Genomic DNA, 13,341 nt, shown 5'->3' with positions numbered 1-13,341 from the left:
AAATGGGACTTTTATTAGTATTGGTTGGTATCGGTGGTGGCCTTGGTGCCATGTCAAGATTTGCGTTGACTCAAGCAACAGCAAATATTTCTAAGCAAATTCCTTTGGGTATATTACTATGTAACGTTATTGGTTCTCTAATTATTGGAATGATGGCAGCTTTTTTGATAGAGACTAAGCTCTTTAATGAAGATATTTCGACATACGTTCGATCTCTTTTTGTTACAGGTTTTCTTGGAGGGTTTACTACCTTTTCTAGCTTTAGTTTAGATATCCTCAACTTACTACAACGTGGGGAGGCATTATTAGCTATTGGATATATCCTTGTTAGTGTAATTGTATCTTTAATAGCCGTTATTTTAGGCTTTTATTTTATAATGGGAGTATATAGATGAAAAGGCTAGTATCTTTGGTTTTAGTAACTTTGCTTATAGCTAGTTGTATACCCTTCCTTGGTGGTGATATGGTAGTTCAAGATAATAGATTTGAATCTGATGGCGGTCGATATGGTCTTGAAATGCAACAAGGAATTTCTGTTAAACAGGTATATGCTGCAATCAAAGAGGCTATAAAACAGCATCCTAAACAGTTTGAAGTAAAGGGTGATGACTATAGTGAACAAAAATCTACAGTATGGACCTATTCTAATAAATATAAAGAACTTGTTACATTTGAAGCAACCCAAAGAAATGACAGAGTATACTTAGAAGTCAGTATGGGCGAACAAGGTCAGTCTAAGCAGGATATGCAAGCTATATATCATATTCAAGATTTGGTACTAAATAATTTACAACAGACAAAATAGTTAGAGCTATTTTTTCAGTATTTTCCAATATCTTATAGTTATATTTAATCTTATTTTTAATCAGCAATAGTAACTTTTTGTCATATATGTATCAGTAAAACTTATATGCGAAATAAAAAATATCAATTTGAAGTAAAGTAAAGTTTAGTTTTTAATATGTCAAAATTTATGGCTATCACGGGGCTTTTGCCAAATTGATAAATATGGGGTGATAAGTTATGAAGTTTATAAAAAACCTATTTGTATTAGTATTGATAGTAACTATCACATCATATGTAACTATAAGTAATAACTCAAATGCTAAAAATGGAATATTAGTAGGTAGTATCGTAGGAGCTATTTTAGGACTAATCTGGGGTGTCATAACATTAAGTATACTGTATATCCCATTATAGTAGTCGACATTTATGGCGGAATAGTAGCTAGTCAAGATATAGCGCAAAATTGGAGTTGTTATTGATCGTAATAAATAAGGAGCATCATGAAGAAGTATTCGGTAATAGTTTTGTCAATATTGTTAATAGGATGTTCAAGTAATCCAAAAATTACAGAAGTAGGACCTGGATTAATCGTTTCTGAGAAGCAGCTATTGACTAAAGAGCAAATAAAAAAACAAGACACTAAGGATGATGTTCTTACAGGTACCGGTGTTGGCGCTGGGTCTGGCGCCGTTGTTGGAGCTGGCGTTGGAGCTTTTGGTGGAGCAATGTTAGGGGGAATGCTTGGTATAATTGGTGGAGGTTTGTGTACTATTGTTACTCTTGGTCTGGGTGCGGCACCATGTTTTGCTGCAACTGTTGGTGGAGGTATCGCAGTAGGAGCAGCTGTGGGAGCTGGATCTGGTGCCGTTATTGGAGCAGGAACAGGAGGATTGGTAGGTGCGGGCGGTAGCTATATTTACGCATCTACTAAAGATGTAGATAAAATAAAAGGTAAATATCAGTTTGAGGTTTTAGAGGATGGTAAATCTTCACCGATAACATTTGAGCAGTTTACAGATGTTGAATATGCTTCAGGAGACAAGGTAGATATTTATCAAAGTGAGTATAAGGATGTAAAGACATACTTTATAAAGCAGTTAGATCAAGATAGCAATGAAGATGCAAAGATGGAAAAAGATTAATTATTTTTCTACTTTAAAAACGGTACCACAGTATGGACAAGTATTAGTTTTCTTATCTTGAAGGTCAATATAAACTCTTGGGTGTAGATTCCAATTTTCATGATATTTTGTTGGACAAGATACTCTTTCGCCAGGTTTTACTTTTATAATTTTTTGTTCTTTTTTCATTTTTGCAATTTAATAATGCTTATAGTTACCTTGATTCTAGCAAAATATTATCAAATTTATAATACAAAAACAAAGCTAAATAGCATATACTAAAAGCGTTGTTGAAAAAAACCAAAGGGTTTTGACATATGAAAAGATTATATAATTCTAATATGTCAGCAAAGGTTTCTCGCACTAAGTGGGATATTTTAGCGTTATCAATTATACTTTTAGTATTAAGTATATTTGTGTGGTCAACCTCAGGTTTAGGTGGGAATATAGACTATACAAATCAAACAAGTGTTCAACAGTATTCGGAAGTTTCTTTAAACCTTTGGCTTTTGCCCTACTATACAGCAGAAACAGTTATGCGGATGTTTATTGGTTTAGGTATTTCTTTACTGATTACATTTATATTTGGAGCATTAGCAGCAAAAAGCAAAAGAGCAGAGAGTATAATTATTCCTGCTGTAGATATTTTACAGTCTATTCCTATTTTGGGCTTCTTTGCTATTACAGTTACTGGATTTTTAGTTTTATTCCCAAGCTCACTATGGGGAGCTCAATCCGCTGTGATATTTGGGATTATAACAGCTCAAGTATGGAATATGATATTAAGTTTTTATCAGTCTCTTAAAACTGTACCTAAAGAATTGGCTGAAGCAGCTGATATGTATCAGCTTTCGGCATGGCAAAGATTCTGGAAGGTTGAGGTTCCCTTCTCAATGCCAGGACTTGTTTGGAACACTATGATGTCAATGTCAGCTTGTTGGTTTATGATAGTTGCATCAGAGACAATAATTGTTAATTTCAGTGCTTCACAATCAATACCTATTAACTTACCAGGTATAGGATCATTTATAGATGCAGCGAATAATGCTCAAGATTTTGGAGCAGTTGGTGCAGCAATAGTGATGATGTTAGTCACTATTATCTTGTATGATCAGCTACTCTTTAGACCTCTGGTTGTGTGGTCAGAGAAGTTTGTTTTGGGTGAGAATCAATCAGAAGTCTATAGTAAATCATGGTTTTTGAAGATATTGCAAAAGTCTGCGATAACAAAGCTTTTCTCGAATATGTTTGGAAGTATAACTTCAACTTTGGTAAATATAAGATTTTTTAAGAAAAATTTAAATAAAGTCTATAATCAACCAAGACATAGGAAGCAAGAAAGACAAGAAACATTGCTACAGAAAATATTGTGGACAGTATTTACCTTGATGATAGTTATTGGATTGTTCTACTTTGCTTATCAAGCTGTGTATGGTAACAACTCTGATATTGGTCTATCAGAAACTTTTAAAGTTTTTGGATATGGTTTATTAACAGGTTTTAGAGTGGTTGTGCTTATTTTTATAACTTCGATAATTTGGGTGCCGATAGGTGTATGGGTTGGTATGCGACCTAGAATAGCTCAAAAAGTACAGCCTTACGCACAGATGGCAGCAGCATTCCCAGTTAACGTTCTATATGGTATCTTTGGGACTTTAGTGATAACTCTGGGTCTTAACTTTAATATTTGGTGTATTTTATTGATGGCCCTTGGAACACAGTGGTATATCTTATTTAATGTGATTGCCGGTGCTTCAGCAATTCCAGACGAGCTGAAATTAGCGGCTAAGAATATGCAACTAAAAGGTTTTATGAAATGGCGTAAGTACTTGTTCCCAGCAGTTATGCCATACTATGTTACAGGTGCAATTACCGCAGCTGGTGGAGCATGGAATGCAAGTATCGTTTGTGAATATATCAACTGGGGGACTGGAGATCAGTCAATAATTCAAGCATCAGGTCTTGGAGATTATATTACTTATTATACAAACCTACAGGGCGATCATACAGCAAATGTATTGCTAGGTGTGATAGTAATGTGTGTATTGGTTGTAGCATCTAATAAACTGTTCTGGCGCAGATTATATAACTATGCAGAAAATCGCTTTAGTATGAATATGTAAGCATAGGAGATTTTTAGAAAATGAGTTCAAAAAAAATTTTTACAGTAGAAAAAGTTAATAAGCAATTTAACATTAAAGGTGGTCATACACTTAAAGTATTAGATAGTATTGATTTTACTTTACATGAAGGTGAGATTGTCGCACTACTTGGTAAATCTGGATCTGGTAAGTCAACATTACTTAGAATTATCGCAGGTTTGTTAAGTCCAAGTTCAGGTGAAGTAATGTATAGAGGTAAAAAAGTCTCCGCACCCGTTCCAGATATTTCTATGGTTTTTCAAAGCTTTGCGCTTATGCCATGGCTTACAGTCTTGCAAAATGTTGAGTTAGGTCTTGAAGCACGTAATATTCCGGCTAGAGAGCGTAAAAAAAGAGCATTAAAAGCGATTGATATGGTAGGTCTTGATGGATTTGAGAATGCTTATCCGAAAGAGCTCTCTGGTGGTATGAAGCAGCGTGTTGGTTTTGCTAGAGCCCTTGTATTAGAACCAGATGTTTTGTTAATGGATGAGCCTTTTTCTGCCCTTGATATTCTTACTGCTGAGAACCTTAGAGAGGATTTACTTGATCTTTGGGAAAATAATGAAGCAATGAAAGGTATTCTTTATGTTACTCATAGTATTGAAGAAGCAGTTTTAACAGCAAATAGAATTATTATATTTGGTAGTAATCCAGGATTCATACGTGGTGAATTAAAAATAGATATTCCTCATCCAAGAAGCTCTCAAGATCCTGTAGTAGCAGATTTGGTTGATCAGGTTTATCGTATGATGACTACTGCTCAAACTAAAGAGTTGTCTGAGCGTATGAACAAAAAGACTGCTATAACTATTGGGTATCGCCTACCAGATGTGGATATTTCAGAGATGAATGGTCTTTTAGATGAGATGGCTGAGATCAAGGATGTTGAAGCAGTAGATCTACCTCAATTAGCGGATGACTTGCATCTTGATATTGATGATCTATTTCCTATTATCGAGATTTTATCAATTTTGCGATTTGCAGAAGTGTCTGATGGTGATATCAAAATGACTGCGATGGGGCGTAAGTTTATTGATTCAAATATTGATGAAAGAAAGTTTATTTTTGGAAGATTATTCTTAAAGTATATTCCATTAGCTCGTCATGTTGTCAAAGTTTTGAGTGAAAGAGAGAGCCAATCTGCTCCTAGAAGTAGGTTCTTGGCAGAGTTGGATGATTATTATCCAATGGAAATCGCAGAGCGTGTATTTGATACTTTTATTGATTGGGCTCGTTATGCTGAGCTTATCTATTATGATGCAAATACTGGTATTATTTCTTTGGATGACAATGCTGCAGAATATATCAAAAAAATGTAAGAGTAAATTCTTTTTCCAATCAATAATTAATATCTGCCATTAAATATTAATATTTAGCGCCCATTAGAAATAAAGTAATCTATCTCAACTTTTATTCAAAGATTTGATTATGTGAAACTATTTTCTAAATGGATATTTATATTATTTCTTTTTACCACAATAAAAGTATATGCTGGCGAGTCTGCTGAGCAAGCAAGCCTGTCAAAACAGGAAATGCAAATAATCTCTGATCTTCAACAGCAAATATCTATACTTAAGCAAGAAATAGGTAAGGTGCAGTCTCAAAATACAGGTGTTAATAATAAGTCACAGTTTAGTACGTATCGCCAGAAAATAGCTAATGAAAATTTCAATCAACTTGGGCTAGATGGAGTAACTCCACAAGATATTGCTTCTAATATAGCAAGCGATGGTAAATCACTAGGTGATAGTACAGGTTCTCAAGGAGTCTTTGTATCAAATGGTAGAATTGATGTCGGTGGGACACCTGCAATTACGACTCAAGGTCAAATAACTTATTTGGGATCATATTCGGGTAACAACAGTATTCCGATAGGAATGATTTCAAGTAATCTTTTTGCATCGACAATATTGGGACAAAGAGATACTTTTGATGATTACTCAGTATTTTTTGGTGGGTACATAGAAGCAGATGCTCAAACATGGTTTGGAAGTCAGATAAGTAGAGCAGGTGGAGCTCCAAATTTCCCAGCTAATGGACAAAATATTTATTTAACTAATTCAAAATTATATTTTTTATCTAACTTAGGTCATTATGTAACAGCCCAATTTGATTTTGATACAGATGAGACAGGAGGTTTTGGCTTAGGGAATGCATTTGTTATCTTCGGTAATTTAGATACATCACCATTTTTTGTTACCGCTGGTAGAAGTAAACTTTCGGTAGGGTCTTATGGTGGCGGTGGACCATGGACTAGTGGTATTATCGATGAGTTTTTATCGCCTGATAAGGTTACTAATGTTTCGCTAAACTATAAGAATGATATTATAAACACTAATATAACAGTTTTTGGCTCTGATGATAAAAGAGCCAATTTTTCGGCTGGATTTTTCTATACGGATTCTTGGACTCAAGACTTATCTGTTGGTTTTAATGCTGGATATGTTTTTAATATTGCTGGTGCTGGTAATGATAGTATCTCTCAATTTTTGGATAATATAGGAGAGAGTGAAAAGAATATTGGTGTGTTAAATTTTGATGGTACTTTGGCATATTCAATGCTTGGGGGTATCTGGCAATTACAGGGTGGATGGTCAGCTACAACCAATAAGCAGGATTTCCACCAAAATGGTTCTAGCGTAAATACTGGAGCATGGTATTTAGGTGTAGCTTATGCTCTTACCTTAGGTGGGAGAGATACGAACTTTAACGTTACTTATGGGCAGTCATATAATGCTGAAAATATACCTATGCCAACATCAAATGCATCTCCAACATTTGGTCTTACATCTTCAGGAATTAAGAATCAAATTATTGCCTCTGCACAGAGGGCATACTTTGATGATAATGTTTTATTTGGTCCGGAATATTCATATCAGCGACTATATAATGGAGAGCATATGAATACATTAACTTTGGATTTATCTGTATATATATAGACTAAAAACTATAAAGTGTTTTAGCCTGTAAAGATCATAGTGTGTTTATGATAAAATACTGTTAATGTATATTTCATTATTTTTATTTTCCAAAGAGATTTATTCGATGTGTACTAAGAATTATTTAATCACGGGCGCTAGCTCGGGTATAGGCAGAACTGTTTTAAAGCAGTTAGTATCGCAAGGCGATACTGTTTACAATATTGATATTGTTACTCCAGAAGAAGTTCTTGAAAAAGAGGTATTTATTAAATTTGATTTGTCTAACTATAAGGGCATTGATGTTATTTTGCCAAGCGGTATAGACTTTGATGGGGTATTCTTTAATGCTGGAATTCATCAAAGTGGGTCGATATTTTCTCAGTCTTTGGATGAAATAAATAAGTGTATATCAATTAACTTAATGTCTAGTGTGGTCATTTTGAAATCTTTGGCTGAGAGTATTAAATCAGGAGCTTCTATAGTTTTTAATGGTTCAGATCAGTGCTTTGTTGGTAAAACGAATAATTTCGCGTATGGTTTGACTAAGGGGGCAATTGCTCAGATGACAAAATCATTGGCACTAGATTTAGCACCTAAAAATATAAGAGTAAATACTGTTTGTCCTAGTACTACAGATACTCCACTGTATAGAAAGGCAATAGAAAAACACTCTTTAGTAAGTGGAATTGATTTAGCCGATATCGAGAAAAGTGAGGCAAAAGAAATACCTATTAACAGAGTAGCCACTGCAGAAGAGGTTGCTAATGTTGTGATTTTTCTTCTGAGTGACAAAAGTTCATTTATGACTGGATCTTTAGTTCCGGTAGATGGGGGCTATACGGCGAGGTAAACTTTATGCAAAAAATAATAGACTCACACATTCATTTTTGGGATATTGATAATGGTTACAATAGATGGGTCAAGGATACCGATTTGCCTACAAAGGTATTACCGTCTGATTTTAAAATAGATAACTTTGTACATATAGAAGCTCATACTGAAGATATTGATCATTTATGTGAATATAAGTGGTTAGTTGCTAATTTTAGCAACAAAAATATAAAAGTTATTGCATTTGTGGACTTTACACAGAATGTGCAATCATTCGAACAAAAAATAATTGAATTATCCTCTTGTAAAGATATAGTAGGTGTTCGACAAATAATGTCTAAGGATTCTGGTGCTAAATATAGCCCTTTTGATAAAGAAATTCCATCAGACTTGTTTGAAAAATTAGTCATCTTAAAAAAATATAATATGATATTTGAATGTCAGATGTATCCTCAACAGTTTGTTAGTGCTGTGTCAGATATTCTTAAATCAAATGTGACTTGTTGTGTTGAGCATTTTGGGCTACCTATAAAAACAAGAAATGATAACCTTCTGTATTGGAGAGATTTGCTTAGGTATGTTGATAATAATCAAAATCTATATTTAAAGCTGTCAGGAGGAGATCTGAATAATGACGAGGACGATATTAAAGAGATCTTAAATGAGGTAAAAGATTGTGTTGCTACATTAAAACTTTGTTATGGTTCTAATTACCCTGTATCAAATAAAGATAATTATAATAAATGGTTTAATATAGTTTATAGCACATTTGCAGATGCTAAATCACAGCAAGATATATTCTTTAATACCGCTAATAAGTTGTATAGATTTAACCTTTAGTAGAGACTTTTGTTGAAGTATAGATATTTTTGAAGAAGATTAGATATATGCTTGTATAAGCTGTTATAAATATCATATTAATCGTGAAGTTTGACCAATACATAGTCCATAGAACACTTTTGTCTTTTATCATAATTGGGAGCATTACTATATTGTTTATTAGGATAACTATCGCAACACTTATTATAGTTGAGAAGAAGATATTATTTTTTAAGAGTTTCTTATAAATCCAACTAAAAATAGAGACTTCTGCTAGATTTGTCACAAAGGTGCTTAACATTCCTGATAAAAATAACAGTATCGTCGGCTCAGCGATTTGGTGTATAGCGCTTGATCTTATGTGATTATTATCTCCGATTATAGATATATCAGCCAAATGAAAAAATGATGATGAATAAACGCCAAAGGAGTATATGCCATCCATTACCATAGCTAGAATTATTAATTTATAAGTGTTTTTTAGGCCATAAATTATTGAACAAACATCTAACACGACAAAAATTCCTGCATATACCAAAGATGATTGTGTTATTACTAGGTGAATACCTAAAAAATTAATATTTATAGTGTTAAGAAAAAGTGGGTCACATAATATTTTCAATGTGATAAAAAGAGCAGCAGGAGTGATATATTTTATAAATTTATTTGACTCTAAATTATTAAGGTTAGCAACTTCCATAGTAATGATATTTGTGTTAAAACGCTATAAATTGTATATTTTTTGCATAAGAAATACGACAAAAATATTTGGTGTTTATATTTTAGAGTTGGGCATAGCGTGTTATCACATTGATAAAAAAACTAATATGGATATAATGTTTAAAACTATATTATTAAATATTCAATTAAGGCTATATTTTGGATAATAGTTTGGAGCTATTTCTGCATTCATCTAATTACATCTTATTAGCGTCTGGCTTAATATTGTTTTTTGCGATTGTATCTCAGTTTTTATCATGGAGGCTAAAACTTCCTTCAATACTATTTTTGATCCTTAGTGGTATTATTTTAGGACCTTTATCTGAAGCTGTATTTCATGGAGGCTTTAAACTTGTAGATGGTACGATTATTTTTGGAGAAGCATTATCTCCATTTGTATCAATTTGTGTGGCCATTATCCTCTTTGAGGGGAGTTTATCACTTAATTTTAGTAAGATTAAGAGTGTCAGTAGTGTTGTAATACTTTTGACTACTGTAGGATTAGGGGTTACAGTGATACTCACAGCAATGTTCTGCTATTACGTCATTGGCTTGAACTTAGAGCTATCTATGCTAATAGGCGGTATTACATGTGTTAGTGGTCCAACTGTTGTACCTCCATTAATGAGAACTGTTAGACCGAAAAGACATATTGCAAGTATCTTGAAGTGGGAATCTATACTTGTAGATCCTATAGGAGCTTTAGTAGTTGTATTCATGTTAGCATGGTTCGTTATAGGGGGGAATTATGCAAATCAGCCTAATGGAACAAGTATATTCATAGCTTATATAATCTTCGTATGTATTTTGGGAATAACTTCGGGCTTTATTTTTGGCTACTTAATAGGACTGAGTTTTAGAAAGCATTATATTCCTGAATATCTAAAAAGTTTTTTTGTGTTAGCTGTAATAGTTGTAGGTTTTATAATAACTGACGCTACTATGCATGGTGCAGGGCTTTTAATGGTAACGGTTGCTGGCCTTGTGATGGCTAATATGAAAGATATTAAGATGTCTGATATTTTGTCATTTAAAGAAAATCTAAGTATAGTTATTATTTCAGTTCTTTTTATAGTGCTGGGTGCAGAGATAGATTTTAGTTTGTTCAAAGACTATTGGCTAGATCTAATAGTGCTATTTTTATTTTTACAATTTATTTTGCGCCCAATTGTAGTTCTATTATGCTCTATTAAATCTAAAACAACTTTTGCAGAAAGAATTGTCATGGGTATTATTTATCCACGAGGTATTGTAGCAGCATCTGTAGCGGCATTGGTTGCTGTAAGAATTACTAAATCTCATCCTGAATTATACGATGAGGCTAACACTTTAGTATTCTTTGTATTTATGATAATTGTTTTTACTGTGGTTTTTCAAAGTATATTTACTCCTTATATATCAAGACTTCTTAAAGTTACTGAACCTGAAGGTAAAGGATTTTTGATAATCGGCGGGAATAGGTTTGCACGTGAACTAGCAGAAGTGTTTGTCAAAAATGATATTGAAGTGGTTGTTACTGATTCATCTTGGGTAAATGTCCAAAAATGTCGTCAGTTAGGCTTGAATACATATTATGGTAGTCCTGTATCAGCACACGCTGACTGGAGTATTAATTTGGTGGGTATTGGAGCTATGCTAGGATTATCAACTAGCGAATATGTGAATGCTGTATCAGCCATGAAATATAGGTATGAATTTGGTTCAAATAATGTTTTTGTGTTAAGAGCATCTCAGAAAGAAAGCTACAAAGGCATAGGGTCGATAGAAAATAATCTAGCAAATCTGTTGTTTGAAGAGGGTACTGATTTCAACGTTTTAATAGAAAGACTGAATCAAGGTGCTAGTATTAGGAGTACAAATATTACACCTAATTACCCACTCGAGAAATTCTTTAAAGATAATCCTAATGCTATAGCATTGTTTATAATTGATGATAATGGCTATGCTCAGCCTTTTGATAAAGATAAAAGGTTAAGATTTGATAGCTATAGTTTGGTATCATTAAGAGATGATGTTAGTAAGACTAGAGAGCAGCTATGTCTAGATGTGTAAGAGTTTTTAATGATAAAATACCAAATATTGATGCTTCAGCTTATGTTGATGAATCAGCCGCAGTGATAGGAGATGTAATTCTAAGTCAAGATGCATCTATATGGCCTCAAGTTAGTGTAAGAGGTGATCTCTTAACAATAACTATTGGAAAAGGGACCAATATTCAAGATTGTAGTACATTACATACTACAGAGTACCCAAAGGATTCGGGTCAAGGATATCCTCTAACTATTGGAGATGATGTGACTGTAGGACATGGTGTGATATTGCACGGCTGTGAGATCAAAAATAATTGTCTAATAGGTATGGGGTCTATAATTCTTGATGGAGCTGTTGTTGAACCTTGGGTCTTCTTAGGCGCTGGAAGTTTGGTTCCTCCAGGTAAAGTTCTAGAGTCTGGTTATATGTATTTAGGGTCGCCGGTCAAAAAGATTAGGCCAATTAGCGATCATGAAAGACAAATTATTAAAGAAAATGCTGAGCATTATGTTAAAGTCAAAAATAGATATAAAGCACAAAATTAGATTAGTATTAACTCTGATTTTCGTATCGTTATTAGTATCGTGCACTAGCGTGCAATCTAGTATTGCTCCAATAAATGATAATATGAAATTTGATCAGAAAACAACATCTGAACAACTTTTGCAGTTAAACAAGTGGCAAGCAAAAGGGATTATAGGAATTATCTATAATAATCAGGCGGAATCTGCTAACTATATATACACTCAAGATGGTGATAAATTTAGTATTAGCTTATATGGTCCTTTGGGTATAGGTAGTGTTGAGATAAAAGGAGATACTGATGAGGTATCGCTTGAAAATAGCAAAGGACAAAAAATAGTAGCTAAAGATGCCAAAACTTTAATGCTGGAGCAATTAGGCTGGTATGTTCCTGTTGATGGACTTAAGTACTGGATCAAAGCTATAGCTATACCAAATATTAAACATAATACAGAGCTAAACTCAAAAGGGTTGCTAAGTAAATTATCTCAAAATGGCTGGGATATTTCTTATCAAAATTATGAGTTAGTTGATTCTAAGTATCCGTTGCCGGCTAAAATTAGAATGACTAGAGAGAATCTAATATTAAAGATCATTATAAAATCATGGCAAATATAAAACTTAAGAATTATCAAAGTTATGCAAAAATTAATTTGTTTTTGCATATATTGAATAAGCGAGATGATGGCTATCATAATTTACAAACTTGGTTTACTTTTTTGGATCTAAAAGATCATATTAGCTTTAGATTTAATAACTCTAATAAAATTGAAATTACAAGTAATATACAAATAGCTTCAAAAGAAGATAATCTAATTTATAAAGCTGTCAAAGAGTTTCAGAAAGTCTATAAAATAGAGAGTATAGGTGTTGAGATTGATATTATCAAAAATATACCAATGGGTGCTGGTCTCGGTGGCGGAAGTTCAAATGCCGCAACCACTTTAATAGCATTACGAGATTATTACTTACCTGAACTATCAAATGACCAGATGATACCTTTAGCTAAAAAACTTGGAGCAGATGTGCCGATATTTCTGTATGGCAGATCAGCATGGGCTGAAGGGATTGGAGATATTTTATACCCTAAGGAATTTGAGCAACAATATGTACTATTAATTAAGCCTAATATTCATATTAGTACCAAAGAGTTTTTTGAAAGTAAGAATTTAGCTAAGACAAAGGATATATTATCAAAAGATCTGAGCTTTGATACTAACACTATGCATAATGATTTTGAAAATGTATTCTTTACAAAGTATCCTGAGTTTAAGCAATATTTGTATAGTATTGATGATGGTTTTAGAATGACAGGAACTGGATCATGCTTTTATCTACTTTCTAATAATATTAATAAACTACAGCAACTTGCAAGAAAATTTGATAAACCTCTTGACAAATGGGTGGTCAAAACATTAAACTATGCCTACTAACTTTCGTTAGTGT

At 33.3% G+C, this 13,341-nt stretch carries 15 protein-coding genes; 13 read left to right on the top strand and 2 right to left on the bottom strand.

Annotated features, from left to right (window positions below; all coding sequences use genetic code 11):
* Positions 1-2: 2 nt before the first annotated feature.
* The 4 genes from crcB to F0R75_RS08225 all read left to right on the top strand — a co-directional run bounded on the left by crcB (position 3) and on the right by F0R75_RS08225 (position 1,928).
* Complete coding sequence (gene crcB, locus F0R75_RS08235) at positions 3-395, top strand: fluoride efflux transporter CrcB (protein ID WP_146421652.1); 393 nt, start codon at positions 3-5, stop codon at positions 393-395.
* Positions 392-805 carry a hypothetical protein gene (locus tag F0R75_RS08230; protein WP_146421653.1) on the top strand — a complete coding sequence of 138 codons (414 nt, stop codon included), beginning with the start codon at positions 392-394 and terminating at the stop codon, positions 803-805. Before crcB ends, F0R75_RS08230 begins: the two co-directional genes overlap by 4 nt.
* A 218-nt stretch (positions 806-1,023) precedes the next feature.
* A complete protein-coding gene (locus tag F0R75_RS10175; protein WP_179951680.1) occupies positions 1,024-1,200 on the top strand; it encodes a hypothetical protein in 177 nt (58 codons plus the stop codon).
* An 86-nt stretch (positions 1,201-1,286) separates the two neighbouring features.
* Complete coding sequence (locus F0R75_RS08225; RefSeq protein ID WP_149369077.1) at positions 1,287-1,928, top strand: hypothetical protein; 642 nt, start codon at positions 1,287-1,289, stop codon at positions 1,926-1,928.
* Here the strand turns inward: F0R75_RS08225 and F0R75_RS08220 are convergent, their stop codons facing one another.
* Complete coding sequence (locus tag F0R75_RS08220) at positions 1,929-2,096, bottom strand: zinc-finger domain-containing protein (protein ID WP_013921922.1); 168 nt, start codon at positions 2,094-2,096, stop codon at positions 1,929-1,931.
* A gap of 128 nt (positions 2,097-2,224) precedes the next feature.
* On the opposite strand from F0R75_RS08220, the gene F0R75_RS08215 reads away from it, so the two are divergent.
* From F0R75_RS08215 to F0R75_RS08195, 5 genes are all read left to right on the top strand, one after another.
* Positions 2,225-4,030, top strand: coding sequence for an ABC transporter permease (locus F0R75_RS08215; RefSeq protein ID WP_149369079.1), 1,806 nt, complete (start codon positions 2,225-2,227; stop codon positions 4,028-4,030).
* A 20-nt stretch (positions 4,031-4,050) separates the two neighbouring features.
* Positions 4,051-5,370 (top strand): ABC transporter ATP-binding protein, encoded by a 1,320-nt coding sequence (locus F0R75_RS08210; RefSeq protein ID WP_013921924.1) that lies wholly within the window; start codon positions 4,051-4,053, stop codon positions 5,368-5,370.
* Between the two features lie 111 nt (positions 5,371-5,481).
* Entirely contained in the window at positions 5,482-6,990 is a 1,509-nt protein-coding gene (locus F0R75_RS08205; protein ID WP_149369080.1) for a DUF3573 domain-containing protein, read from the top strand.
* A 106-nt stretch (positions 6,991-7,096) separates the two neighbouring features.
* The gene (locus tag F0R75_RS08200) at positions 7,097-7,822 is read left to right on the top strand and encodes an SDR family NAD(P)-dependent oxidoreductase (protein WP_149369081.1); all 726 of its coding nucleotides are present in this window, start codon (positions 7,097-7,099) and stop codon (positions 7,820-7,822) included.
* Between the two features lie 5 nt (positions 7,823-7,827).
* Positions 7,828-8,643 (top strand): amidohydrolase family protein, encoded by an 816-nt coding sequence (locus F0R75_RS08195; protein ID WP_149369082.1) that lies wholly within the window; start codon positions 7,828-7,830, stop codon positions 8,641-8,643.
* On the opposite strand, the gene F0R75_RS08190 is transcribed toward F0R75_RS08195, so the two are convergent.
* Complete coding sequence (locus tag F0R75_RS08190; protein WP_013921928.1) at positions 8,633-9,322, bottom strand: VUT family protein; 690 nt, start codon at positions 9,320-9,322, stop codon at positions 8,633-8,635. The two genes, F0R75_RS08195 and F0R75_RS08190, sit on opposite strands and share 11 nt — an antisense overlap.
* Positions 9,323-9,501: 179 nt before the next feature.
* Here F0R75_RS08190 and F0R75_RS08185 point away from each other — a divergent pair, with 179 nt between their 5' ends.
* The 4 genes from F0R75_RS08185 to ispE are packed head-to-tail and all read left to right on the top strand — an operon-like array spanning position 9,502 to position 13,328.
* On the top strand, positions 9,502-11,394 hold the full coding sequence (locus F0R75_RS08185; RefSeq protein WP_149369083.1) for a cation:proton antiporter: 1,893 nt from the start codon (positions 9,502-9,504) through the stop codon (positions 11,392-11,394).
* Positions 11,379-11,918 carry a gamma carbonic anhydrase family protein gene (locus F0R75_RS08180; protein ID WP_149369084.1) on the top strand — a complete coding sequence of 180 codons (540 nt, stop codon included), beginning with the start codon at positions 11,379-11,381 and terminating at the stop codon, positions 11,916-11,918. The genes F0R75_RS08185 and F0R75_RS08180 overlap by 16 nt, the downstream gene beginning before the upstream one ends.
* The gene (gene lolB, locus F0R75_RS08175; protein WP_394367473.1) at positions 11,881-12,513 is read left to right on the top strand and encodes a lipoprotein insertase outer membrane protein LolB; all 633 of its coding nucleotides are present in this window, start codon (positions 11,881-11,883) and stop codon (positions 12,511-12,513) included. Before F0R75_RS08180 ends, lolB begins: the two co-directional genes overlap by 38 nt.
* Entirely contained in the window at positions 12,501-13,328 is an 828-nt protein-coding gene (gene ispE / locus F0R75_RS08170) for a 4-(cytidine 5'-diphospho)-2-C-methyl-D-erythritol kinase (RefSeq protein ID WP_149369086.1), read from the top strand. The genes lolB and ispE overlap by 13 nt, the downstream gene beginning before the upstream one ends.
* Positions 13,329-13,341: the final 13 nt, after the last annotated feature.

Origin of the sequence: Francisella marina (assembly GCF_008369785.1) — a bacterium.
GTDB lineage: Bacteria > Pseudomonadota > Gammaproteobacteria > Francisellales > Francisellaceae > Francisella > Francisella salimarina.
The sequence above is the reverse complement of the archived record's forward strand: the minus strand, read 5'-3'. Positions and strand labels throughout refer to the sequence as shown.